Annotated in this window: 27 protein-coding genes; 22 read left to right on the forward strand and 5 right to left on the reverse strand. The window is 52.3% G+C overall.

The genetic code is table 11. The annotated features are described in order from the left end of the window. The first annotated feature begins 19 nt into the window (after positions 1-19). From ACYVSB_RS02370 to abc-f, 3 genes are all read left to right on the forward strand, one after another. On the forward strand, positions 20-2,377 hold the full coding sequence (locus tag ACYVSB_RS02370) for a YhgE/Pip domain-containing protein (protein WP_125595981.1): 2,358 nt from the start codon (positions 20-22) through the stop codon (positions 2,375-2,377). A gap of 617 nt (positions 2,378-2,994) precedes the next feature. Next, positions 2,995-3,399: a hypothetical protein gene (locus tag ACYVSB_RS02375; RefSeq protein ID WP_461218295.1), complete on the forward strand. Its 405-nt coding sequence runs from the start codon at positions 2,995-2,997 to the stop codon at positions 3,397-3,399. A 290-nt stretch (positions 3,400-3,689) separates the two neighbouring features. Continuing rightward, a complete protein-coding gene (gene abc-f, locus ACYVSB_RS02380; RefSeq protein ID WP_125595973.1) occupies positions 3,690-5,270 on the forward strand; it encodes a ribosomal protection-like ABC-F family protein in 1,581 nt (526 codons plus the stop codon). 18 nt (positions 5,271-5,288) lie between these two features. Here abc-f and ACYVSB_RS02385 read toward each other — a convergent pair whose 3' ends face one another. Further along, positions 5,289-5,603 carry a hypothetical protein gene (locus tag ACYVSB_RS02385; RefSeq protein ID WP_461218296.1) on the reverse strand — a complete coding sequence of 105 codons (315 nt, stop codon included), beginning with the start codon at positions 5,601-5,603 and terminating at the stop codon, positions 5,289-5,291. A gap of 243 nt (positions 5,604-5,846) precedes the next feature. Between ACYVSB_RS02385 and ACYVSB_RS02390 the strand changes: the two genes are divergently transcribed. The 11 genes from ACYVSB_RS02390 (at position 5,847) to ACYVSB_RS02440 (ending at position 16,043) form a co-directional block, all read left to right on the forward strand. After that, positions 5,847-5,981 (forward strand): hypothetical protein, encoded by a 135-nt coding sequence (locus tag ACYVSB_RS02390; protein ID WP_461218297.1) that lies wholly within the window; start codon positions 5,847-5,849, stop codon positions 5,979-5,981. Between the two features lie 281 nt (positions 5,982-6,262). Next, the gene (locus ACYVSB_RS02395; protein ID WP_125595967.1) at positions 6,263-6,994 is read left to right on the forward strand and encodes a tRNA (adenine(22)-N(1))-methyltransferase; all 732 of its coding nucleotides are present in this window, start codon (positions 6,263-6,265) and stop codon (positions 6,992-6,994) included. 22 nt (positions 6,995-7,016) lie between these two features. Next, a complete protein-coding gene (locus ACYVSB_RS02400) occupies positions 7,017-7,832 on the forward strand; it encodes a Nif3-like dinuclear metal center hexameric protein (protein WP_125595964.1) in 816 nt (271 codons plus the stop codon). A gap of 143 nt (positions 7,833-7,975) precedes the next feature. Further along, entirely contained in the window at positions 7,976-9,211 is a 1,236-nt protein-coding gene (pepT, locus tag ACYVSB_RS02405; protein ID WP_125595960.1) for a peptidase T, read from the forward strand. Continuing rightward, on the forward strand, positions 9,201-10,133 hold the full coding sequence (locus ACYVSB_RS02410) for a shikimate dehydrogenase family protein (RefSeq protein WP_125595957.1): 933 nt from the start codon (positions 9,201-9,203) through the stop codon (positions 10,131-10,133). The genes pepT and ACYVSB_RS02410 overlap by 11 nt, the downstream gene beginning before the upstream one ends. A gap of 9 nt (positions 10,134-10,142) precedes the next feature. Next, complete coding sequence (gene aroF / locus ACYVSB_RS02415) at positions 10,143-11,201, forward strand: 3-deoxy-7-phosphoheptulonate synthase (RefSeq protein ID WP_125595954.1); 1,059 nt, start codon at positions 10,143-10,145, stop codon at positions 11,199-11,201. Beyond that, positions 11,194-12,384 carry a 3-dehydroquinate synthase gene (gene aroB / locus ACYVSB_RS02420; RefSeq protein WP_461218298.1) on the forward strand — a complete coding sequence of 397 codons (1,191 nt, stop codon included), beginning with the start codon at positions 11,194-11,196 and terminating at the stop codon, positions 12,382-12,384. The genes aroF and aroB overlap by 8 nt, the downstream gene beginning before the upstream one ends. Continuing rightward, positions 12,378-13,613: a chorismate synthase gene (gene aroC / locus ACYVSB_RS02425; protein WP_461218299.1), complete on the forward strand. Its 1,236-nt coding sequence runs from the start codon at positions 12,378-12,380 to the stop codon at positions 13,611-13,613. The genes aroB and aroC overlap by 7 nt, the downstream gene beginning before the upstream one ends. A 144-nt stretch (positions 13,614-13,757) precedes the next feature. Then, positions 13,758-15,098 carry a 3-phosphoshikimate 1-carboxyvinyltransferase gene (gene aroA, locus ACYVSB_RS02430; protein ID WP_125595946.1) on the forward strand — a complete coding sequence of 447 codons (1,341 nt, stop codon included), beginning with the start codon at positions 13,758-13,760 and terminating at the stop codon, positions 15,096-15,098. Then, complete coding sequence (locus tag ACYVSB_RS02435) at positions 15,095-15,601, forward strand: shikimate kinase (RefSeq protein ID WP_125595943.1); 507 nt, start codon at positions 15,095-15,097, stop codon at positions 15,599-15,601. The genes aroA and ACYVSB_RS02435 overlap by 4 nt, the downstream gene beginning before the upstream one ends. Positions 15,602-15,674: 73 nt before the next feature. Then, complete coding sequence (locus ACYVSB_RS02440; RefSeq protein WP_125595940.1) at positions 15,675-16,043, forward strand: hypothetical protein; 369 nt, start codon at positions 15,675-15,677, stop codon at positions 16,041-16,043. Between the two features lie 268 nt (positions 16,044-16,311). Here the strand turns inward: ACYVSB_RS02440 and ACYVSB_RS02445 are convergent, their stop codons facing one another. Next, complete coding sequence (locus tag ACYVSB_RS02445; RefSeq protein ID WP_461218300.1) at positions 16,312-17,733, reverse strand: C69 family dipeptidase; 1,422 nt, start codon at positions 17,731-17,733, stop codon at positions 16,312-16,314. Positions 17,734-17,793: 60 nt separating this feature from the next. On the opposite strand from ACYVSB_RS02445, the gene ACYVSB_RS02450 reads away from it, so the two are divergent. Next, positions 17,794-17,979 carry a 2-hydroxymuconate tautomerase gene (locus ACYVSB_RS02450; protein WP_125595934.1) on the forward strand — a complete coding sequence of 62 codons (186 nt, stop codon included), beginning with the start codon at positions 17,794-17,796 and terminating at the stop codon, positions 17,977-17,979. A 400-nt stretch (positions 17,980-18,379) separates the two neighbouring features. On the opposite strand, the gene ACYVSB_RS02455 is transcribed toward ACYVSB_RS02450, so the two are convergent. Further along, a complete protein-coding gene (locus ACYVSB_RS02455) occupies positions 18,380-19,183 on the reverse strand; it encodes a Cof-type HAD-IIB family hydrolase (RefSeq protein ID WP_461218301.1) in 804 nt (267 codons plus the stop codon). A 309-nt stretch (positions 19,184-19,492) separates the two neighbouring features. On the opposite strand from ACYVSB_RS02455, the gene ACYVSB_RS02460 reads away from it, so the two are divergent. The 3 genes from ACYVSB_RS02460 to ACYVSB_RS02470 are packed head-to-tail and all read left to right on the forward strand — an operon-like array spanning position 19,493 to position 20,639. After that, entirely contained in the window at positions 19,493-19,912 is a 420-nt protein-coding gene (locus ACYVSB_RS02460) for a hypothetical protein (protein WP_461218302.1), read from the forward strand. 53 nt (positions 19,913-19,965) lie between these two features. Beyond that, the gene (locus ACYVSB_RS02465; RefSeq protein WP_125596378.1) at positions 19,966-20,262 is read left to right on the forward strand and encodes a metal-sulfur cluster assembly factor; all 297 of its coding nucleotides are present in this window, start codon (positions 19,966-19,968) and stop codon (positions 20,260-20,262) included. Positions 20,263-20,288: 26 nt separating this feature from the next. Next, positions 20,289-20,639 (forward strand): DUF2200 domain-containing protein, encoded by a 351-nt coding sequence (locus tag ACYVSB_RS02470; protein ID WP_461218303.1) that lies wholly within the window; start codon positions 20,289-20,291, stop codon positions 20,637-20,639. A 70-nt stretch (positions 20,640-20,709) separates the two neighbouring features. Here ACYVSB_RS02470 and ACYVSB_RS02475 read toward each other — a convergent pair whose 3' ends face one another. Continuing rightward, positions 20,710-20,895, reverse strand: a complete 186-nt coding sequence (locus ACYVSB_RS02475; protein WP_125595921.1) for an LBP_cg2779 family protein — start codon at positions 20,893-20,895, stop codon at positions 20,710-20,712. Between the two features lie 94 nt (positions 20,896-20,989). Between ACYVSB_RS02475 and ACYVSB_RS02480 the strand changes: the two genes are divergently transcribed. After that, positions 20,990-21,310: a hypothetical protein gene (locus ACYVSB_RS02480; protein ID WP_461218304.1), complete on the forward strand. Its 321-nt coding sequence runs from the start codon at positions 20,990-20,992 to the stop codon at positions 21,308-21,310. A 206-nt stretch (positions 21,311-21,516) separates the two neighbouring features. On the opposite strand, the gene ACYVSB_RS02485 is transcribed toward ACYVSB_RS02480, so the two are convergent. Further along, positions 21,517-22,863, reverse strand: a complete 1,347-nt coding sequence (locus tag ACYVSB_RS02485) for a hypothetical protein (RefSeq protein WP_461218305.1) — start codon at positions 22,861-22,863, stop codon at positions 21,517-21,519. A 230-nt stretch (positions 22,864-23,093) separates the two neighbouring features. Here ACYVSB_RS02485 and ACYVSB_RS02490 point away from each other — a divergent pair, with 230 nt between their 5' ends. The 3 genes from ACYVSB_RS02490 to ACYVSB_RS02500 all read left to right on the forward strand — a co-directional run bounded on the left by ACYVSB_RS02490 (position 23,094) and on the right by ACYVSB_RS02500 (position 24,771). Beyond that, entirely contained in the window at positions 23,094-23,270 is a 177-nt protein-coding gene (locus ACYVSB_RS02490) for a hypothetical protein (protein ID WP_461218306.1), read from the forward strand. A gap of 264 nt (positions 23,271-23,534) precedes the next feature. Continuing rightward, positions 23,535-23,909 carry a hypothetical protein gene (locus ACYVSB_RS02495; RefSeq protein WP_461218307.1) on the forward strand — a complete coding sequence of 125 codons (375 nt, stop codon included), beginning with the start codon at positions 23,535-23,537 and terminating at the stop codon, positions 23,907-23,909. A gap of 91 nt (positions 23,910-24,000) precedes the next feature. Next, positions 24,001-24,771, forward strand: coding sequence for an SAM-dependent methyltransferase (locus tag ACYVSB_RS02500; protein ID WP_461218308.1), 771 nt, complete (start codon positions 24,001-24,003; stop codon positions 24,769-24,771). Positions 24,772-24,808 lie beyond the last annotated feature (37 nt).

Raw genomic sequence — 24,808 nt, forward strand, 5'->3', positions numbered from 1 at the left:
GGAGGACGTGTTTTTTCAAATGGTTAAGGACGAATTTGGTTTTATTAAGAAAAATAAATTGATTTTATTATCGGTACTGGTCATTATGGTGATTCCCTTCTTGTACGCGATCTTCTTCTTGAAGTCGGTCTGGGATCCTTATGGCAGTACTCAGGATCTGCCGGTCGCGGTGGTCAATAACGATCAGGCAGTCAAATATAACGGCACAACGATGAATGTCGGTCAAGAAACCGAGAAGAAGTTGCGCAAGAACAAAGAACTTGGCTGGCATTTTGTTAGCGCCAAGCAGGCTAAACAAGGGATGAAGGACAACAAATATTACACGGTCGTCACGATTCCTGAGAACTTTTCAGCCAATGCGGCAACGGTTCTTGATGAACATCCTAAGAAAATGCAACTCAAGTATGAAACCAATGATTCGTTGAACTACCTGAGTCAAGTTATTTCCGGCGTTGGGGTGTCCACGTTGGACAAAGAAATTCGCGCCAATGTGACCAACGCTTATGCCAGCGCTTTGTTCGACCAAGTCAAATTGGTGGGCAAAGGGATGAAAACCGCGGCCAAGGGTGCGACCCAATTGAACGACGGGTTGGTGACCTTGGACGACGGGGTTAACCAATATACTGTCGGGGTGTCCACAGTTCATGATGGCATCCAAACCATGAGCCTGAAGGTCAAGCCATTGTCCAGCGGCGTGCAACAATTGGCCACTGGCGCTAACCAACTGAATAGTGGGTTAACAACTTATGTTAGTGGCACCGCCAAAGTTGCCGCCGGCTTAAACACCTTGAATGGCCAAACCGGTACCTTGAAGACAGGCGTCGCGCAATTAGCTCAAGGCAGCAAATCCTTAAACGCCGGCGTCAGCCAATACGTTGACGGCACGACCCAGATACTGAATGGCTTAACGCCGTTGACCAGTATGCTCCAACAAGCGGGTCAACTCCAAACTCAGTTGACCACTGCGAAAAGCAGTATCACGAAGTTGAGTAGCGCGTTGCAGGAGAATCAGACAAGCGTCGCGAAAGCCAATGCGGCTTTTGAACAGGGCGAGGCTGCCATCAACGCAGGGTTGGCCGACCCGAATCTTTCGCAACAGAGTAAGGCTCAAATTCAGGGCGGCCTGACCGCAATGAAGCAATCCTATAATGGCCTGGCTCAGGTTCGCAATGGCGAAGCCCAAGCTACTACTCAACTGCTCCAAGGCATGAGTTCGGCGTTAACGACGATCGACACCAAAGTTTTGAGTGCAGCAAACCTAGCCTCAGCCCAAAAATTGGCAGCGCAATTACCAGCTTTGAACGCTGGGATCGCGGCCTTGAAGACCAATGGACCGAAGCTAAAAGCTGGTGCTAGCCAGTTAGATACAGGGTTGAACAGTTTGAATGCCAGCGTGCCAGCGTTGATTGCTGGTGTTAACCAACTGAACGCTGGTGGCCAACAATTGGCGGCTAACGGCAGCGCGTTGACCAGTGGTTCCAGTCAATTGGCTAGTGGTTTGACCACCTTGAATGGTCAAATTCCAACTTTGACCAGTGGCGTTAACCAATTGTTAGCGGGCACCACTCAACTGACCGCCAAGAACGATCAATTGACTTCCGGTGCTGACAAGCTTCAATCTGGCAGCAAAACCTTGTCCTCATCATTGGGCGATGGCGCCAAAGAAGTCAATGGCATCAAGTTGAGTAACGAAACCGCGGAAATGTTCGCGGCGCCAACCAAGACAACCCATACTTATTACAGTAAAGTTGCCAATTATGGTCACGCCTTAGCACCATATGTTTTGTCCTTGGCCCTGTACGTCGGCGCGTTAGTCTTTAACTTCGCTTATCCGATTCGTAAGGTTTCCAAGAAAGACGGCACGGCCACACAATGGTTCTTCAGTAAAATTACCATTGGCGCCGTTGTCGCGACCGGGATGGCCTTGGTTGAAGCGAGCTTGATCATGGCATTCGGCCTACAAGTTGATCACGTCGGCTTGTTCTACCTGATTGCTTGGTTGTTCGCGATGGCCTCGATGTACCTGATCATGTTCCTGTCCATGTGGCTGGACAACCCAGGTCGGTTCTTCGCGATGATCCTCCTGATGCTCCAATTAGGTGGCGCCGGCGGGACCTTCCCAATGCAGATCACCAACCACTTCTATAACGTGATCCATCCATTCCTACCAATGAGTTATTCGATCATGGGCTTCCGTCAAGCCATCACCAGCGGCATCAACGGTGGAACAGTCAACTTCGCGATCTTCTTCCTGATCTTGGTCAGCGTGATCTTCCTAGCACTGTTATGGTTAGTAATGAATCATTTGCAAAAGAAACATCTGATGGGTGTCTCGCAATTAGACGACAATCAGAAATTGCAAGAAGTTGAACAATAGGCAACTTGCGAAGTTCACCAAAGTTCCAAATCACTAGTCAAAATTTTGGCAAAATTATCATGAAATCACCGACCGTTCGCGGTCCGGTGATTTTTTGCGTTGGACTGTTGATGTGGTGGGTTTGGGTGGGGACGCAACCGCCGCAGGACGTTTGTTGTGGCTGGAACGCGGTGGGCATCGTTTTGAGCCAATCCGAAAACCACGGCTTGTCTCAAAATCGAGCCTTATTCTAAGCGATAAATCGCTAAGAATAACGTCACCGCTGAAACGTGCTCACCACCCCAGCTTCTTCCGCTTAGCTACGCAAGGATTCTGGAAGCAAAGTTCAGCTTCCAAAATCCTTGCTAGGCTAATGCTCAGAAGCTAATCGGGGGTGGTTCACACTCTGAATAGAGCCACACGTCCTGAGGCGGTTGCTAGGCAGCATTGAGCCTATCTGTAATCGAAGTTGGGTATCTGACAAAGTAGTTTTGCAAGTGTAGTGATCAGAACGATCGCCCTTTTTCAGGTGGTACAGCAACACCAACTGCATCAGATTAGAAGATTGTTACAGTTTGCATTGGTTGAACATCTTTAACCGCTCGATAAACAATTCTCGGTGAAATCGACTGATTCAGTTGATTCGTCAGGAACTTGCCCCGGCTCATCAGACAGACTATTCTGGTGTCACCAATTTAAAGATTGTACTCACTAACCACGGTCGTCAATTCTGTGGCTCCCCATCAATTGGCAATAGCTTGTCAGTTGGCGTGAGTGCTCAAACGGCTGCTAAAACGTTGAGCGGCTGGAGCGGAGAAATTCGGGGTGAGATCGCCGTGAAATTGTCCTTGGCGGCTCTGCCGCTTAGGACAAGGCCTGATTTTGAGACAAGCCGCGTACTTTGCGGATTGGCTCAAAACAGCGCCCACAGCGAGCTCACCCCGAATTTCGCAGAGCAAGCTGCGGCCAAGCTACTTTTATCTGCAAAGCACCGCCCACAGTTCAGCTGCGGGCAAATTGTCCGAAGGGCTTGCCAGAAGTAGGCCCAATAGCGTACAATTAAATTATTATTTTATTAGAGAGGAGGGACAGTTCGATGGTCAGCATGTCAGAAACCCTACAACCACGCAATTTGATCGGTGCCTACACCAGTTTTTGTCATGCGATCGTGTTCGACTGTGGGCCAACAACGCTACCAGTCTATCCTTTTTTAAGCAAACCAACACGAAGAAAATGACCAATGTCCCTCAATTTGAAAACGCCGTTACGGCTTTTTAGGTCATGGATCTCGCTTCATGACTTTTTTTTGTGGGCTGGGATAAGGAGTCCAACTATGTATCTACAAGCAAATGACATTACCAAACGTTTTAGCAATTATCCGATTTTAGACCATTTAAACCTGCAACTGGAACCTGGCGAGAAGTCTGCCTTGATCGGCGTCAACGGTAGCGGCAAAACAACCTTATTCGAGGTTTTACTGGGGATTGAAGGGGTGGATGCGGGCAGTGTGAGCCAACAGAAAGGCTTGCGCATCGGTTACGTCCAGCAACAAACCGCCAATGAATCCGTCAGTGTGATGACTTATTTACTCCGGAATTTCAGTCAGATCAGCCAACTCAGTGAAACACTTCATTACTATGAAAAATTGATGACCGATCCGCAACAAGATCTAACCGCGATTCTGCCCAAATACAGTCGCGTTCAGGAGGATTATGAAGCCGCCGGCGGTTATACCTTAGCGGAGCGCCTGCAAAGTATTTTGAAGGGGGTCGGATTAGGTGATTTGGCTGAAGCGCCGCTGGATCAGCTTAGCGGGGGCGAGAAAGTGAAGGTCGAGCTGGCCAAGGCCTTGGCTCAGGAGGCCGATCTTTATTTACTAGACGAACCAACCAATCACTTGGATCTGGCCGGGATTTTATGGCTGGAAGAGTTTTTGAAGCATACCAAAGCGGCCTTTCTGGTCATTTCCCATGACCGCGCTTTTCTTGATCACGTCACGACCAAGACGTACCAACTCGAGGACGGTCAGTTGAAGAGTTACCCTGGCAACTATTCGCGTTTTCGCTTCTTGAAGCAGGCCGAGTTGGAAAAATTGCAAAAAGACTATGATTTGCAGCAAAAAGAGATCAAGCGACTGCAACGTTTGATTCGGCAATATCGCCAGTGGGGCGTGGAAAGTGATAATCCGAAATTCTTCAAGAAGGCTAAGGAAGTGGCCAAACGTTTGGAACGGCTCACCGTGATCAAGCGACCGCAGCCGCAAACGCCACCCGTCCCGAAACTCAGCGCTAGCTCGCGTTCGGGCAATGAAGTCCTGTTGGCGCGGGGAATCGGCTGTTTTGCAGGGGAGAAGTTACTCTTCGCTGACAGCGATTTTGCCATTTATCGTGGTGATAAGGTGGCCCTGCTGGGTGATAATGGCGCCGGCAAAACCACGCTGGTTCAAACGATCTTACAGCAACATGAACTGGCGGACGGCGAGTTGAAGCGCGGCGCCAGTTTGCAGATCGGTTATTTGCCCCAGCATATCCGCTTTGCGCAACCGCAACAACGCTTGTTAGCCTATGCGATGGGCTTCATGGGTGCCGAGGAACCGGCGCGACGCTTGCTGGCTCGCTATGGCTTTCCCGCATCAGAAGTGACCAAACGCTTGCAAGATTTATCCGGCGGCGAAACGGTGCGGTTAGTTTTGGCGAAATTGGCGCAGCAAGCGGTCAATTTGTTGATCCTTGATGAACCGACGAACCATTTGGATATTGAAGCGAAAGAGGAAATCGAGCAGTTGATCCATGATTATCAGGGGACTTTGCTGGCCATCAGTCATGATCGCTATTTTCTGGAACAGAATTTCGATCAGTATTTGTTGATCAAAGATCAGCAGATCCAGCAAATGACGACGATGCCGATCTTATAAAAGGTTTGGTTGCTTAGCTCAGCAGACCTGGAGTGGTGGAACACGACACTTCGCAGACAAAAGTAGGTTGGCCGCGGCTTGCGCTGCGAAATTCGGGGTGAGCTCGCTGTGGGCGCTGTTTTGAGCCAATCCGCAAAGTGCGCGGCTTGTCTCAAAATCAGGCCTTGTCCTAAGCGGCAAAGCCGCCAAGGACAATTTCACGGCGATCTCACCCCGAATTTCTCCGCTCCAGCCGCTCAACGTTTTAACAGCCATTTGAGCACTCCCGCCGAGTGGCAAGCTATGGCAAATTGATGGGGAGCCACGCAACTGACGACCGTGGCTAGTGGTCATCAGCTTTAAATTGGTGACACCAATACAATCTATCTGATGAACTGAGGCAAGTTCTTGATCAGTCAGTTGAATTGGTCGGTTTTCACCCAGGGATTGTTAAAGAAACAAGTAGAACTGTTCAGCCAACGCAAAATAGCCTGACCACCTGATTCAAATCCGTTGGTGTCGTCTACCACCCCCAAAAAGTTGGAATTGTTTGACCACCACACTTGCAAAGGCGCTTTGTCAGATATCCAACTTCGATTGCAGATAGGCTCAATTCTGCCTAGCAACCGGGTCGGGCCATGCGGCTCAGCAGTGAAATTATTCTTTGCGGCTTTGCCGCTTAGAATAAGGCTCGATTTTAAGACAAGCCGCGGGTTTTGCGGATTGGCTTAAAACGATGCCCACTGCGTTCCAGCCGCACAAATGGCCCGACCCGGTTGCGCTCACGCGCAACACCCACCAAAACCTGCAATTAGGCGATAGATCAAAACAGGGAACTAAAAGCCCACTAAACAGCAATTCCCGCCCAATCCCCAGCTAATTTTGACCGGAGCTTTGTTTTTCCCACCAGCAGCCTCAAGATTTGCGCCTGCGGGAGGTTTTTTCAAAGCGGAATAATTGCTATAATAGGGATATTATCAACTGACGAGTCCCAACTTGTCTGAAGAATTGAAATGCTGAAGGAGGTCACTGCGATCCAAAAATTATCAAGACGTTTACAGGCTGTCGCGGATTTGACGGCGCCGTGGTCGCGCATCGCTGATATTGGCTCCGATCATGCCCATTTGCCGATTTATTTGGCCGAGATCGGTCAATTGCAGCAAGGGGTGGCTGGCGAAGTGATCCCGGGACCTTTCGCCATTGCGGAGGAACACGTGGCCGCCGCGGGCTTAAGTGAGCGGATCACGGTGCGCTTGGCCGATGGGTTGGCGGCTATTGCGCCTGCCGATCAGATGCAATGCGCGGTTTTGGCGGGAATGGGTGGTTTTTTGATCACGCAGATCTTAGCCCGCAGTGCGGCGACGGTCGCTAGTTTAGCGGGGCTGGTCTTACAACCGAACCAAAATGTGGCCGAGGTGCGGCAATGGCTGGCGGCCCATCAATGGCGGATCACCGCGGAGAAAATCGTGTTTGACGATGGGCACTGCTATCAGATGATGCAGGCGCAGCCCAGCAAGGAACCGCTGCAATATACCGACCTCGAAGCGTTGATGGGGCCTTGCTTGCTTCAGGCCGGGGCAGAGCCAACGTTTGTGCGCTACTGGCAATTCAAATTAGCGCAACGACAGAAATTGGTGCGTCAACTACAACAGGCACAAACCTTGCCGCTGGAGAAATTGGCGGCCTTGCAACGCGAGATCACTTTGATCGAAGCCGGGCTCGAACAAGTCCAACCGCGAAAATAATTTTTTGTCAAGGAGGGCACTGATGAGCACACCAACTGTGCAACAATTGATCACTGAAATGGAACGATTAGCGCCACCGGCCTATGCGGAACCGCATGACCCTGTGGGATTGCAGTTAGGACGGCAGGAGCAAGTGGTCCACAAAGTGATGGTCACGTTAGACGTGCGGCCCGAAGTTGTGGCTGAGGCGGTGGCGGCCCAGGTCGATTTGATCATCGCCCATCACCCAATGATGTTCCATCCCGCGGTCAATTTGGATCTGGCGGATCCGCAAAACGCCATGTACGCCACGTTATTGCGACATGACATCAGTGTTTTTGCGGCGCATACAAACCTCGATGAGGTCAGTGGCGGCATGAATACGTGGCTGGCCGAAGTTCTGGGTTTGACTGAGTTGCGGGCGTTCAATCCGCGTCCGAAAGCCGAGCCCCAATTGGCGGCATATTTGGGTGTGGTCGGGCGTTTGCCGCAAGCGCAAACGGTCCGTGAGTTTGCGGTGACTTGCAAAAGCAAATTTCAGGTCGCTGGTTTACGCTTGATCACGCACCAGCCCGACCAATTGGTGGAGCAGGTGGCGATCATTGGTGGTGACGGTGGTAAGTTTTATCCGGCGGTGGCTGGGACAGGCGCGCAAGTGTTGATCACCGGTGATGTTTATTATCATACCGCGCACGATATGTTGGCCCATGGTTTATCGGTGATCGATCCCGGACATCACATCGAAGCGGTCATCAAGACCAAACTGCCGCCGCTGATCAGCCAGTGGGCCCAGGCCAACAACTGGCAACTCAGCGTGTGTTCGTCCCAATTGAGTACCGATCCGTTTCAATTTATTTAGCAGAGTGTGAGCTACCCCGGTTAGCTTCCGAGCATTAGCCTAGCAACTATTTTGGAGGCTGGTTTATGCCCCCAGAATAGTTGCGTAGCTAAGCGGAAGAAGCTGGGCTGGCGAACACGTTTAAAAAATTTGGAGGTTTTCCCATGACAAAATATCAAGAGCTACTCCCTTTATTCCTCAGTTACGTGAAAGAAAATACCCGCTCAGACGAAAATTCGACGACAATTCCTTCAACGGAACGTCAGGTCGTTTTTCTAAACAAGTTGGTCCAGCAATTAAAGGATCTGGGTTTGGCGGAAGTAAAGTATAACGAAACTAATGGCTACGTGACTGCGCTTTTGCCAAGTAACCAAGCCAAAAAAGTGCCCACGATCGGATTCTTGGCCCATGTGGACACCGCTGATTTCAACGCGGAAGGGGTTGCCCCGCAAATCGTGGAGAATTATGACGGTCAAGCCATCATTCCGCTTGATGCGGCTGGCAACTATGTCTTGGATCCGGCAGAATTTCCGGCGCTGACCCATTATGCGGGGCATACTTTGATCACCACCGATGGCAGTACGCTGCTTGGTTCCGATGACAAATCAGGGGTGGCCGAGATCATGACCGCGCTGGCGTATTTGCTGGCCCATCCGGAGATCAAGCACGGTGATTTGAAGGTTGGTTTTGGGCCTGATGAAGAAATCGGGACCGGAGCCGATAAGTTTGATGTGGCTGATTTTAACGCTGATTTCGCTTATACCGTTGATGGCGGTCCCGAAGGTCAGTTGGAGTACGAGACGTTTAGCGCCGCGGCCTTAGAAGTTACTATCGCCGGCAAAAACGTGCATCCTAGCACGGCCAAGGGGATCATGGTCAATGCCTTACAACTGGGAATCGATTTCCAAAACGCTTTACCAGCGGCGGAAGTCCCAGAAAAAACGGACGGACGGGCGGGCTTTTTCCATCTGTTGAGCTTCAATGGAACCGTTGACGAAGCGAAAATGTCCTATATCATTCGGGATTTTGAACGCGACGGTTTGGCGCGGCGCAAGGCTTTGGTGGAAAAAATCGCGGCGAAATTGAACGAACCATTTGCCCAACCACGTGTTCAAGTGAAGATGTATGACCAATATTACAACATGGTCGAAGTGATGAAGGACCATATGGACGTGGTTGAATTGGCGGAGCGAGCGATGGTTGCCCTAGGAATCACGCCTGATGAAGAACCTGTTCGCGGTGGCACCGATGGCTCCAAGATCTCCTTCATGGGCTTGCCAACGCCTAACTTATTCGCAGGCGGCGAGAATATGCACGGCCGTTACGAATTCGTTTCGTTACAAGTGATGGAAAAAGCGGTGGACGTGATCTTGAAGATCAGTGAATTGAATGCCCAATAAGCCAGCTGAAAGCAAGGCGATGGCCGGCGCGGCTAACGCAGGTCTGGCCGCCAAACCGCTGGCTATGCCGATCGATGCGGCCACGCAGGTTTATGGTTTGTTGGCTCATCCAGCTCATCATAGTTTATCACCATGGCTGCATAATCAAGGCTTTGCGGCGCGTCAACTTAACGCGGTTTATCTGGCGTTTGACAGTGGGAACCATTCAGGCGCGGCGTTAGCGACAAGTATCCGGGCCTTGAATTTGAGCGGTTGTAATCTTTCGCTGCCAGATAAGGAGACGATTTTGCCTGATTTAGACGTGCTGACGCCCACGGCTCAATTAATTGGCGCGGTCAACACGGTGACCAATTCGGCGGGTCAGCTCGTCGGCACGAATACGGACGGCATCGGTTTTGTTCGTGGGTTACAGGCTGCGGGGATCACCACGACCAGTAGTCGAATCGTGTTGTTGGGTGGCGGCGCGGCGGCGCGGGCGATTTTGGTGGCCTTGGTGCAAGCCGGGGTGGCGCAGTTACAAGTTTTCCAGCGCCAGCAACGGCCTCATTTTCGCCAATTACAGGAATTGGTGGCGGAATTAGGCGCGGCGACAGTTGCCGTGATGGATTGGGCCCAATTGGATCAGGTCGCGTGGTCACAGGTCGATTTGGTGATCAACGCCACTGATCTTGGTTTTGGCGCTCACCAGAACCAGAGTCCCTTAGCCTTGGCCAATTTGCGGCAGTTGCCGGCGACGGCCAGTGTGTGGGATGTGATCTATTCACCGCGCCAGACCAAGTTGTTGGCCCAAGCGGCCGCCTGTGGTTTGGCGACGCATAATGGCCTAGCCATGTTGCTATATCAAGCGGACGCGGCCTTTCAAACGTGGACGGGGCAAGAATTACCCTTGACCCAATTGCGAGACTATTTAAAAATAAAGTGAGGTTTTACTTTGATTATTCAATTTAAACAACCAGTGAATCAAGCGGTCCTCCAAGAGATTTTGCGTAAACTCAAGGATGCTCATTATCATGGCATCTTGGTTAAAAATCATTTGGTTATCTTTGATGTGGCCCATTTGGAATTAACGCCGCGAGAGCAGGCAGCCATCGCGGACGTGATCACCGAACAACCACGGTATGTCTTGGGAAGTCGGGTTTTTCATCCGGAGGACACGATTATCCAAACTGCGCATAACCGGATCGGTGGGCAGCAATTCACGGTGATGGCGGGCCCTTGTTCTGTGGAAAACCAGGCGATGATCACTGATTTAGCCGCGAAGGTCAAAGCGGCGGGCGCCACGGTGATTCGTGGTGGCGCCTACAAACCGCGGACCTCACCTTATGACTTTCAAGGCCTAGGGGAAACCGGGTTGCGCTACTTACGCGCCGCGGCGGATCAACAGGGTCTGGATGTGATCACCGAGGTCATGTCGATCGATGAAATCGCCGTCGCCGCGCCTTACACGGATATTTTCCAAATCGGGGCGCGCAATATGCAGAACTTTGACCTATTAAAGGCCGTGGGTAAGGCGGGGAAACCTGTCGCGCTGAAACGGGGCCTGGCTGCGACAATCGATGAAATGTTGAACGCGGCGGAGTACATCGCGGCCCAGGGCAATCTACAGATCATGCTGGTCGAGCGGGGAATCCGTTCCTTTGATAGTACCTATACGCGCAATGTTTTGGATGTCGGCGGCATTGCGGTCTTACGCAAACTCAGCCACTATCCGGTGATTGTTGACCCTAGCCACGCTTCTGGTCACGCTGATCTGGTTGCGCCGTTGGCTAAGGCTGGCGTGGCCGCTGGCGCCCAAGGCATGTTGGTCGAAGTTCATCAAGATCCCGCCAAGGCTTTGTCCGACGCGGCGCAACAATTAACGCCAGCGCAGTTCGCGCCCTTGGTGCAACAAGTTCAACAGATCCACGCCTTGCTGCAACAACCGCTAACATCAGACCTGCAGACGCCGGCGCAGTCCACTGCCACTACGGCACCTGTTGATCATGACTAAGCCCAATGACGGTGCTTCTCAACTTCAACCCGTGGCCAAGTCCAGCGCGGCGCCGGCAACGGTTGGTGCCACTGAATTGAGCCAATGGACCTTGGCGCTGGCGGACAAAACGACCCAGATCACCTTGGGACCTGGCGCGCGTCAGCAGTTACGGCCATTTCTACAAACGACCGCGGCGCGAAAAATTTTGCTCTTAAGCGACGACAATGTGGCGCCGCTTTATTTGCGTTCCTTGGTCACTGAGCTGACCGCGGCTGGGTTGACGGTGATCACGCAGGTTATCGCCGCTGGTGAGGCCAGCAAGAATTTAACGACCGCCAGCACGCTTTATCAGGTTTTGCGCCGAAACGAATTTTCCCGCCAAGATGTCTTGATTGCCTTAGGTGGTGGGGTGATCGGTGATCTTGGCGCGTTTGTGGCCAGCACCTATATGCGGGGGATGGGTCTGATCCAACTCCCAACGACTGTCGTGGCCCAAGGTGACAGTAGCCTGGGCGGTAAAACGGCGGTTGATTTCGCGGAAACGAAGAACTTGATCGGTAGCTTTTATCCGGCCCAGGCGGTGTTCAGTGATCCGGTGTTTCTGACCAGTCTGCCACCGCGAGAAATCAGCAGTGGCTTGGCGGAAATGATCAAGTGCCTGTTGATCGGCTCTCAGTTTGATCCGGCGCACGCGAGTTTGGTCGCTTTGACCGCTGGTTTAGGCGCTGGTATCCAGCAAGGGGATCCAGCGCTGTTGACCGCGATCGCCCCATTAGTGCGCCAGGGTGCTCAGGTGAAAAGCGACTTGGTGACCCGCGACTTTTACGATTTTCGGGAACGGCGCTATTTGAATTTTGGTCATACCGTCGGCCATGCTGTCGAAGCTTTGGCCGCTGGGCAATTGCGGCATGGCGAGGCGGTCAGCATTGGCATGGTGAGCATCTTGACCGCCGCCGTCGCTCATGGTCTGCTGGCGCCAGAAGTTCTGGCGACGGTCAGCGCGACCTTGACGGCGTTGCAGTTGCCCACAGCAATTCCGGCCGCGATGACGCCAGCGCAATTATTGGCCAAAATCGCCCTGGATAAAAAAGTCGCCGCCGGCCAGGTCGAGTTGGTTTTACTGCGGGATTGGGGTCAACCCTATCTGCATCAAGTCCCATTAGCGGCGTTAGGGGACTGGTTAGGATGGTCAAAATGTTGAATTATGTTACAGCGGGTGAATCCCACGGCCCATATCTATCCGCGATCATTAGCGGGTTTCCCGCCAATGTTCCGTTATCGCGGACAATTTTATGGGCGGATTTGGCGCAACGGCAACAGGGTTATGGTCGGGGCGGCCGCATGCAGATCGAAACCGATCAGGTGGAAGTCATCAGTGGGCTGCGCTTCGGCCGGACGCTGGGTTCACCGATTGGGCTGCTGCTGCCCAATCGCGATTTTGCCAATTGGCAAGACGTGATGGCGCCCTGGCCCACAGCAGAAAATAACGCCAGCGGACAAACTAGCTCGCCAGCGCGGCGGAAGCGAACGATCAGTCAACCGCGCCCCGGTCACGCGGATCTTAGCGGCGCGCTGAAATACGCGCAAACGCAAGATCTGCGCAACGTTTTGGAACGGGCCAGCGCGCGGGAAACCGCCATGCGCGTCGCGGTTGGTAGTTTGTGCCGCCAGTTTCTGCAAGCGTTTGGCATCGAGATTTTAGGCTGGGTCAGCGGGATCGGTGCCGTCACGGTCGCCCAGCAAACGCGCGCCGCCGTCAGCGCGCCCCAAAGTTTGACCGCTTTCGCTAAAATCCAGCAGCAAGTGGCCGCCGATCCTGTGCGCACGGTTGAGGCGACGACCAGCGCCGCCATGCGCGGGGTAATCGATCATGCCCAAGCTGCGGCAACAACGTTAGGGGGGCAATTGCAGGTGGTCGTTCAAGGACTGCCGATTGGTTTGGGCTCTTATGTGGCCGCCGACACCAAACTTGACGGTCGCTTGGCCCAAGCGCTAATGAGTATCAACGCCATCAAAGGGGTCAGTTTCGGTGGGGGTTTTGCTCTTGGCGCACAACCAGGGCGAGAAACGTTGGATCCAATTTTGGCCACCGCCAACGACTTCACGCGGTCCAGCAATCACCAAGGCGGTTTGGAAGGCGGCATGACCAATGGCCAACCTTTGGTGATCGATTTGGTGATGAAGCCGATTCCTACCCAACCTCATGGGGCGCCCACCGTGGATTTACGCACGATGAGCGCGACTCAAGCCACAGTGCAGCGGTCAGATGTGACTGCCGTTCCGGCCGCGGCGGTGATTGCCCAAAGTATGACCGCAATCGTCTTGATGCAGGCTTTTTGCGAAATGTTTGGCGGCGACGAGTTTGGTCGCATCCAAGCAGCTTATCAGCACTACTTAACGACGACCAAAGCGGAATTCTTTGATAAGTAGCGCTTGGTTCGTCGGTGTCCAACTGGCGGCTTGCGCTTGCGTCAGGCCCGCCCGCCAGCGCTAGCTTACTGGGCCGCTGGTTGTCGACTGCCAATGATCCTGGCTTGATGATTCAGAACAACCTTGAAAGGAAGCGAGTCCGTGATGACGCCGACAACGCTATTTACAACTGAATTTGATCCGACAATTGACGCGGGATTGCAGGGCAACTACCAGACGCCTGGCGACAAAAGCATTTCCCACCGAGCGCTGTTGCTCGGCGCGTTGGCGCAAGGGACCACGGTGATCCATGGCTTATTGCCGGCTGCGGACATCCGCTCAACGCAACAAGCCTTACAAAGTTTAGGCGTCAAGTTGATCACCCGTGATCACACCACCGAAGTTATTGGCCAGGGGGGTTGGCAATTCCAACCGACTGCCGAAGCGGTCAGCCTTGATTTAGGCAACTCGGGAACAACGACCCGCCTGTTGCTCGGTTTGTTGGCCCGCCAACGTTTTACCAGTCACTTGCAGGGCGATGCCAGTCTGTCCCAGCGCCCGTTACGCGATATTATCGAACCGTTGAGTGAAATGGGCGCCAAGTTCACGACGGAAACGGCGACACTGCCATTGATGATCGCGCCCAATCAGTGGCTCAATGGCTTGCGCTATCGCCTCCCGGTCGCCAGCGCCCAGTTGAAAAGTGCTTTGATTTTGGCGGCGCTACAGGCAGACCAACCCAGTGTCTTCTGGGAATTAGCGCCGACACGCGATCATACCGAACGGCTGTTGCAACTATTCGGCGCGCAGGTAACGGCCACCGCCGGTAAAATTCAAGTAACTCCACAACGGCAGCCTTTACAGGCCCAAGAATTAACGATTCCCGGGGATCCTTCCAGCGCCGCTTTCATGATTTGCGCCGCCTTATTCCGGCCCCACAGTCGACTGACTATCACCAACCACAGCCTTAATCCCACCAGAACAGGGCTGTTGCGGCTGTTGCAAGCGCTAGGCGCGCCGATCACGATTTTACCTTCGAGCCAAACAAAAACAGTTGAGCCCGCCGCAGATCTCTTGGTTGAAACGTGGACCCAACCGACGGGGACCATCCAGATCGACCAGCATAATCTGGGTGGCGTCATTGATGAAGTGCCCTTGCTGGCGCTATTGGCGACCCAATTGCCTGGAACTTCCGTCATTACTGACGCGGCGACCTTGCGCCATAAGGAAACAGATCGCTTGGCCGTGATTACCGAACAGCTCCGCTTATTTGGCGCCCGAATCGATGAGAATCCCACGGGACTGGTTATTCACGGCGGCCATGCCTTACACGCGCCCACGGTGGCCACTTTGAACAGCCATGGCGATCATCGAATCGCCATGACGCTGGTTATCGCCGAATTGTTGCTGCAGGCGAAAGTTCCCATTGCCGGGTTGGATAGCATCGCCATCTCCAATCCCACCTTTTTACAGGATTTAGTGCGCGCGTTGGGGGGACCAGCATGACCTTGATCTTGATCGGCTTTATGGGTGTTGGTAAAAGCACCGTCGCGCAAACCTTGGCCCAAGGCTACCAGTTATCGCTGTGTGATCTTGACCAAGTCATCGTCCGCGAACATGGCCCCATCGCTAAAATCTTTGAGCAAAGGGGGGAGGCGGGTTTTCGACAATTGGAATACGACAATTTGACCCAGTGCCTGCAACGTGGACCGGATATTCTCGCTTTAGGCGGCGGAATCATCGAAACCCCTGCTAGCCGCCAACTTTTACAGACCCAGCCACAAGTACTCTGGCTAAAAGGAAGCTTTGAATTGTCCTGGCAGCGAATCAGTCACGACACCGGACGCCCACTAGTCGACACCTTGACCCGCGATGGCTTGCGGCAGCGTTTTGAGCGCCGCCAAGAGTTGTACGCGGAAGTGGCGACGGCACAATTGGTCCTGACCGACCCCGTCCCAGCGCCAGCTGACTTGGCGGCCGAGCTTCATCGCCGCTTCTTTACTGGTTAAAAAACACCGTCAGAATTCAACGTGAATTCTGACGGTGTTTTTTGTTTGCTGTGGTGGTGATAACGATGCTGAATTGATTGAGAATGTCCTGTCCCGCTGCTCGAACATTGGTGAAGAGCTGGTTCATCAAGAACTTGCCTTAGTTCATCAGACAGACTGCGCTGGTGTCACCAATTTAAAGCTGGTAACCACTAACCCAGGTCGTCGTTTCCGTGGATCCTCATTAATTGACCATAGCTTGCCAGTCGGCGGGAGTGCTCAAACGGCTGTTAAAACGTTGAGCGGCTGGAGGCGAAGACCAGCCTCCAAAAGCCTGACTAGGTTAATGCTCGAAGTCAACCCGTTGTGTTCCGCACTCAAAACGTGTTCGCCGACCCAGCTCCCTGTGCTTAGCTACGCAATTGTTCCGGAAGCAAAGGGCGGCTTCCAAAACAATTGCTAGGCTAATGCTCAGGAGCTACCCGGGTCGGCTCACACTCTGGCGTTGGTGGGCTGTTCACTCGTCTGGCGGAAGGTCGGGCTGGGGGTGAGTCAGCCGCGATATTATTGTTGGCGATTTATCGCCTACAATAAGGCCGAGTTTTGAGATTTTCGGTGGGCTTCCGAAAAGCTCAAAATCGTGCCCGCCGCGTTCCACCACCCCCAGCCCGACCTGGAGCCCCACCACACCTGCAATCCACCAACGCCCCAAGCCCACCAACCCAAGCAATTTACAAGTTAGGATCCACCTTAAAGTTCAGCGGCGACCGGGCCGTCTGCTTAGTGATCAATGTGCTGATCAGCTTTTGATAAGCACTAAGCGCGACTTTGGCCACCTGGGCATTACTTTGATCCAGAGCAGCTTGGCGTTGCTCGCTAGCCAAGGCGCTGATCTTAGCGTCGGCCAGCGCTAATTGTCGCCATAAATCCTGCGTGGTTTGCGTTTGCGTGCCACTTAAATCGCGGGCATAGGCCTGAGGCGCCCGGTCAACCAAAACGCCAGCCTGCTTGAAGACCCAATAAGCCGAGGTGGGGGCATAAGTTTCTCGACCACGTTGATACATTTGCGGAACCTTCGCGCCTTGACTGTAGAAAGGCACAAAAACACTTTGCGCGGTCACGCCCATTGCCAGCCAATGGATCCCAACCAACTCTGGCGTTGTCACAGGCCGCAATTGTAACAAATGAGATTCTTGGGTGGTAGCGACGCTGATCGGCCGGAAACGTTTGGTCACCGGTTGACTGCCCATTAAATCATAAGGGGTACCCTGAAAGTGATCACCTAAGACACGCGCCGCGGCGGCAATTGTGATCGGATAATCAGGGCGACGAAGGAATGGCAATTCATGGTTCTGGGGTGTTTGTGCACAGGAAGGGGTCAACAATCGTTGGCCACTCCAAACTCGAGGCGTATTATAGGTCAGATCCGAGTCATCATTGGTGCCAAAAATTCGACGGAAATTAAAGGGCCGCGCGGCGGGCCACAGGTTGTTTTTGGTGACGAAGTCTTGTAAATGGGGCGCCCAAATAAAGTTATCTGGATCAGAAAAGTCCACCGTTTGGATTGAGATTTGATTGGCGACAACGGCGTAAGCGTCATCGGGAATTCGTTGCGCCACCCATTGATGCCCGGAAGCAACTTCGAAATACCACGCTTCATTTTGATCAGCGAACAATATTCCATTGGCTTCTGCGCTGCCGTGTTCGTCGATGATCGCACCTAAACGTTGCACGCCAGCTCGAGCGGTTTTGACGTAGGGGAGTACGACGGTCACGATGGCTTCTTCCAATAGGCCAGTTTCAGTTTCGAAGGGATCATGGGCCAAAACCCGCTCATTTCCATAAGCGCTCTCGGTCGCGCTGACCGCCACATGGTACTCGTTGATCCCATCTTCGGCAAAGATCCCGTAACGGTCTGTCCATTCCGGCGTGGCTGAATGTTGAAAAATCAACTCAGGCAGCTTCAGTTCAAATTTGTTTGCCCGCGAGCGAAAATGATTACCACTGACTTTTTGACGGGGATTGAATTGCAGATGCTTCGGCCAAGCCGTTTGACTATCTTCATTGCGCCCGATGATCACCGAACCGTCATTGCTGGCGTTTTTACCGATCAGGATCGAGGTGCAGGAACTTCTCTGAATTTTTGGTTGCATTTTAAGCGCTCCTTGTTCATGATAAAGGCAGACCCAATTCCAATGAGGGAGGGAAAGAAAATGCCTTTAGTTCATATTGATTTGATTGCTGGTCGTAGTGAAGACCAGTTGAAAGCTTTAGTTGCCGAGGTCACAGCGGCAGTGGTCAAAAATACCGGCGCGCCGGCGGAACATGTCCATGTCGTTTTGAACGAAATGCAGCCGAACCGTTACGCGGATGGCGGCGTTTTGCGCAGCGAGCAATAAACTGGCCGGTTGAAGGCGCCTATTAACCAACGGGTATGATCTTGTTGCGGCGAACCGCCAATCTTGCCCCACGGCGAAAAATTCAACCAGAAGCAAAAAATAGAGTCCGGCTTTGCCCACCAGCGGCGCCGCGACTCTGTTTTTTTGAAACGCGTTCGCCGCCCCAGCTCCTTCCGCTTAGCTACGCCAGGCTTCCGGAGGCCAAGCCCAGCCTCCAAAATCCTGGCTAGGCTAATGCTCAGAAGCTACCCGGGGTGGCCCACACTCTATTTTGAAACGTGCTGCGCGCAACTGACTTTTCCGCTTAGCTACGCAATTGTTCCGGAAGCCAAGCCCGTGCTTCCAAAACAATTGCTAGGTTAATGCTCAAAGTCAACCCGTTGCGCTCCGCACTCTGTTTTTAAACGGCCAAGTACTTGGTCAAATAGTCGGCTAATCCGTCCTCGTTGTTGGGCAAAGTGGTGATATCATTGGCGGCGGCCTTCACCGCAGGAACACCGTTAGCCATCGCCACGCCCCAACCAACATGGGTCAACATTTCCAAATCGTTGACCTCGTCGCCAAATGCGATGATGTCCTTATTGGCAATGTCAAAATACTCCGCTAAATATTGCACCCCACGATATTTATTGATGCCTTTTTCCACGATTTCCAAAGCGTTGATCGCGCCGCCCCAACTATTCATCTCAATATTCGGATATTTCGCGGACAGGGTGGCGCGGATGAATTCTTGATCCCGATTATCTACGAAAATCGTCAGGGAAGTGGGATCCGCCTGCAAATTCCGCTCGTTTAGAACCTGATCTGGACCCAGCGCCTTAGGAAAGAAGCCGATATCCAAGTCAGAAACTCGGTCAGCGTAAACAAAGTTTTTACCTTCCGCCGCAATCATTTCAATTGGCAGGTCTTGCTTCAACTTCAAAACATCAAACACCAGATCCCGTGGAATCGCTGATGAATATTCCCCAGCCCATTGATGTTCAGGGATGTGGATCAAACCGCCATTGAAATTCACCATGGGCCCTTGTAGCCCCAATTGATGATAATAATTCTCGCTGATCCGATTCGGCCGACCGGTCGCGATCGCCACCATATGTCCTTGCGCCGCGGCCCGGTGCAACACCTCAACAGTTTTCGCCGTGATCTTTGACTTGTTGTTTAACGTTGTGCCATCAAGATCTAAGGCAATCAATTTCTTTGTCATAATGATTTCGGTTACTCCTTATTTCAATCTTTAACTATAAATCGCTTTTTAATTATTCTCAATTTTTCATACAATAATTCGGTATGTTGCTTTATTTTAGCAAAAAATAGCGCATAAATAAAGCGGATAATTCAGGAATGACGCTTTGTTCTGGCATTTCTCATTCCAAAAGTTGCCTTAACGCTTCATTTGCGCCGATCTAGTTCAGGCCAGCACCAATGAGTTTAGGTTAGTCAAGCGAGCCACGTTGCGTAGCTTGCCCAATTTTGTTTTCTTAGACAACCCTAGACACCTCTTGAGTGAAGGTCAATGATTCGGTTGATTCGCCAAGACGCTGCCTGGGTTCATCAGACAAATTGTACTGGTGTCACCAATTTAAAGATTTTAACCACTAACCACGGCCGTAAATTTCGTGGCTTTCCATCATTTAGCAATAGCTTGCCAGTTGGCGAGAGTGCTCAAACGGCTGTTAAAACGTTGAGCGGCTGGAGCGGAGAAATTCGGGGTGAGATCGCCGTGAAATTGTCCTTGGCGGCTTTGCCGCTTAGGACAAGGCCTGATTTTGAGACAAGCCGCGCACTTTGCGGATTGGCTCAAAACAGCGCCCACAGCGAGCTCACCCCGAATTTCGCAGCGCAAGCCGCGGCCAACCTACTTTTACGAGGCGAATGCTCAGAAGGCTACCCAAGCGGCGTGAAAACCCGCTATTTGTCAATTGCGCTTTTGTAAGTGAATCAGTATAATGACGGTAAGGAGTGATAGCAGTGGAGCAAGCAGAAGCAATGCAAGAGAAGATCCTCGGCGCCTTAGAAACCGTGATCGACCCAGAATTAGGCATCGATATCGTCAACCTCGGCCTGGTTTACGAAGTTGAATTAGACGACGACGGCCTGTGCTCGATCAAGATGACGTTGACGACCATGGGGTGCCCGTTGACCGATTATTTATCCGAAGCCATTGACACCGCCGTGATGAAATTACCTGAAGTCAATGACGTCGCCATTGACTTAGTTTGGTACCCCCAATGGACGCCGGAAATGATGAGCCGTTACGCGCGAATCTCATTGGGGATCGGTTAGTTTTATCAAATCAAGGAGCTGATGAAATGGCCCAACCACGAATTTATCGCATGAGCTTTGGTCAGATTTACCCGCTTTATTTACAGAAAATCACGAAAAAAGGGCGCCAACAAGCCGAATTAGATCAAGTCATTACTTGGCTGACCGGCTATTCGCCAGCGCAGGTTCAAGCACAAATTGCCGCGCAAGTTGATTTGAATACCTTTTTCGCCGAAGCGCCCGCCTTCAATCCGAAGGCGAACCTGATCACCGGGAAGATCTGTGGGGTCCAGGTGGAAACGATCGCCGAGCCGTTGATGCAACAAATCCGTTACTTGGATAAATTGGTTGACGAATTGGCTCGCGGTCGCGCCATGGCGAAGATTTTGCGGACGTGAGACCAGGAGTGACCCCAGCCCGTTCAACAAAAAAAGACCGCATCAGCGGCCTTCACTGTCATGACAACGGTTATTTTTTGCTTGCAAAATAGGCCGTTAGCCGTTTAGCTTCTTCATCAGTGGGTTCGCTTTCGCCTGCTTTGATTTGATGGATTTTCTCCACAGTAAAGTGACTTTCAAACGCGATCTGCGTGTCTGTCAGTTCTTTCTGTTTCTGAAAATCAATCAAAGCTTGGCCGATAGTTGATAGTGCCATTTCGTCATACCTCCTTAATGTCAGTCGGAAATTGGACTCAAGTTAATTCTAGCATTAATCTAGAGAGATACAAAATAAAATGTAGGTGAAGTAGATGTCAAATCAAGATTTAGCAAGTTTCCCCACCGGCGAGTTCGCCGCTTTTTCAACCACAAAAATGGCTAATTTCCTGCCATATAGCGAAAAAACAACCATGACCATGGTCAAAGCCTTCTTCGGCGCTGATTATGGCAAGAAGGCCGACGTGATCAATGAGCGCTTGGTTGTGCTCGGAAGCGAAGGTTGGGCGCCAGTGGAATACGGCAAGATCATCGCGCGCTTCGTCAATAAGAAATATAAAATTATTGACGGTGACTACTATCGCCGCAACTTCAACGCGCCGATCATCGACGAGCAGGGGCAAGGTATCCACTGATTTTCGCAAAATCGCTGGCGCAATGATCTGGCTGACCAGATACCGCGCACCAATACCTGTTGCAAACAACTGAAAAAAGCATTTCCGGTGTCGTGGTAGTCCTGCTGGGCTTGATCCACACATGGCGGAAATGCTTTTTTGTTTGGTAGCGCTTGGTCATCAGTGGCCTCAATGGTGGGCGGTTGGGCCTTGCGGGATTATTTCTCTTAAGCGTTCAGTCCTGCTTGAAGCTGCGCCAGTGCGGCTTGTTGCGGATAGTTCGGCAGTTCTGGTAATTCCTTGCTCTTCAAATGAGTAATGACGCGGGGCACCTTCAGGTCAACGATCTGGCGTAAAATTTGAACCGCTTCAAAATCGGTTTTACCATCATCCCGGTCCGTGATTCCAGTGATAATCGCTTCTGGAGTTTGGAAAGGATCATTTGTGCTGAGGACAATGGCGTCGGGCAACTGTTCGGATTGAACCAGGGCGCTGGCCAAAGCCGTCTGGGCGCCTAAGGTCATTTGATCTTGTGTTTGTCCGCGTCGAATCTCCCGCAAGCCTGCAGCGGTTGTCACCGGCGCGCAGCTGAGCCAAGATGACCAACTGGTTTGGAGGTCAGCCCAAGTGCTCGTCAATGGCAAGGCTTGCCCGTTGAAACTGGCGGCTAGGCGCAAGGCGTTTTTGGCTAGGGGCCAGTTAGTCGTCAACTCAGCGCCAGCGGCTACGGCGGCCAGCGGGCTGTCCGGTCCGATCGCAGCCAAGACCCGCTTGATTGGCGCCCCTAAAAGTTGCGCGTAGCGGGCGGCTAGCACCTCACTTAAATCATCACTGGCACAAACAATCGTTAATGCTTCAGCAGGCGCCTGTTGGGCAATCAAGAAGTAGGTCAAGATTTGCGGAATCAATACGCTTAATTGACCTCCGTCCACAGGCACATAGACTTGGCCCGCAGTCTTAGTGGCCTGACTGAGAGCCGCTTGTTCGGCTTGCCAGCCAGCCAAAGAGTTCAGTGACGCTGTTTCGTCAACCGCCACTGGGGTGACGTGTTCCGCTAGGCTGGCTGCGGCAAACTGTTTTTGAACCAAAGGTGGAACGGTCGCAGGAGCCGCGTAGCCAGTGAGATGGTTGCCGGCATCCAAATGTTCCGCCAAGGCAATCAGGGCGTTGGCGTCGTGCGCCACCAAGGCTAGCGGTTGAGCCGCATCCGTGAGGGACTGGACCAAGGCCGTGTTCCAATCAGCCGCTGACATGGTTTTTCCGGTAGCCATCTCGGCATAGCGCGTCGCCAATTGTCCCCGTTTCGGGGTGACCGCGATCGGCGCCCGCTTACCCCAAGTGGACGTTAAGGCGGTCGTCGCCAGCGTCGTTAATTCCGTTAAATCACGCTCAGGTAAGAACGCCTGCAAAATCGCCGCCAACAAATCTGGGGCCGCCGCCGTTTGCCAGGCGTCATCCAGTGGGGCTAACCCAGTAGGCACAACCACGCGGCCATCATTACGATCAGCGCGCCAAGCTGCCACTGCATCGGTCAATACTGTTAAATCATCACCAAATTGATATTTCACCGTCATTTAAGTCCATCCTTTGTCTCCGTTTTGATCACGGCATTTAACTCCTAGTTACGTGGTTAAACGCTCTCATCTATATTTTAACGTAGTTTTGTGAAAAGACCAGCAGTTCACTGAAAAACTTCTAATTTTTTCCAGAAAATTCACTGGGTAAATTGTTGGCAAGATCAGGCGGGCAGCGGTTTGAAATGGCTGGTGCTTATTCTTGATTTCTTGTTTGATTGCAGGTGGGGGTGGGTGTTGCGCAGCGCAACCGGCTGGGACTGCTGATGCGGACTGGAACGTGGTGGGCGTCGTTTGAAGCCAATCCGCAAAGTGCGCGGCTTGTCTTCAAATCGAGCCTTATTCTAAGCGATAAATCGCTAAGAATAATCTCACCACTGAGCCGCGCAGTCCCAGCCGGTTGCTAGGCATAATTGAGCGGATCTGCAATCGGGGCGAAGGATTTAACGAAGTGCTTTTGCGAGATTGAGGTCAAACCAATTGCCCATTTTTGGGTGATCAGGCAATGTCAACTGATTCGGATCAGGAGGTCGGTATCTTTTGCGTACGCTGAACAGTTCCGTTTGTTTCTTTAACAATCTCTGGGTGAAAACCGACCGATTCAGCAGAGTCATCAAGAGCTTGCCGCAGTTCATCAACCAGACTGCGCTGGTGTCACCAATTTAAAGCTGGTGACCACCAACCACGGTCGTCAATTACGTGACTCCTCACCAATTAGCAATCGCTTGCCAGTCGGCGTGAGTGCTCAAACGGCTGTTAAAATGTTGAGCGGCTGGAGCGGAGCGTGGCGTTGGTGGCCGGTTCGCACGTCGGCGGAAGGTCGGGCTGGGGGTGAGTCAGCCGCGATATTATTCTTGGCGGCTTTGCCGCCTAGAATAAGGCCGAGTTTTGAGATTTTCGGTGGGCTTCCGAAAAGCTCAAAATCGTGCCCGCCGCGTTCCACCACCCCCAGCCCGACCTGGAGCCCCACCACATCTGTCAACCACCAACGCCACGCGCAGCGCAAGCTGCGGGCAAGCTACACAATCATCCAGGCGGGCAGCTGATCATCCTGCCGTTCAAAAAATAGGAATTTTAGGGTATAATAACAAAAGACTGGGCAGTAAGGCTCACCGGCAAAAAACCAAGGAGGCGGCCATGGATTATTTGAAAAACATCGACCATTTGGCCCGCCGCTACGCGACAATCATCGACATCCAATTGCAAGTTGCTGAAATTCGCCGTTGTTGCGCTGAATTGCAGTCCGGCCAATTGCTATCGCGGCCTTTGCCACCGCTACGCTTGACCGAGTCGATCTGGTGGCAAATGGTGACTGTCGCCGAGAACCAATCGTTGAGCTTGACCGTGGCGCAACACGATTTTCAACAACTGGATCATTTACTTCATCATTTTCGTAAATATTTGCAATATCACTTTGGTCAGTGGACCCTGATTTCGCAACAAGCGTTGACGATTTGGACGCGACAGTGGCCCTGGCGGCGTTATTTAGAAGTGATGGCCGGTGATGGTCGGCTAGCCGCGGCTTTGGCGGCGCGCGGCCAACAGGTGATCGCGACTGATAGTTTCTCTTGGCAGGGTGAGAATTTAACTGGTCGCCAGACTTTCTACCCGGTGCAGCGGTTGACGGCCACGGCGGCGGTAGCACAGTATGCCCAGCAGGTGGACGCGGTCATTTTGTCATGGAGTCCCAATAATGATCCGACTGATTTACTCTTATGGCAACAGTTACAACAGCTACCCGCGGCGCGGCGACCACAATTGCTGGTTCTAGGCGAGGTTTTCGGCGTGACGAACAGCTTGCTCTTTTGGCAACAGGTCCCGCACCATTTCTCGGCGCCGGCGCAACTGATCTCCCGCTATTTGCCCGCGACCAGCGACGGACTCCGTGAACAATTAAGGGTTTATTGAAATTCCAGTGTTAATAATTTCCATGAAAAATGAAACG

The sequence above is a fragment of the Lapidilactobacillus salsurivasis genome, assembly GCF_054785215.1.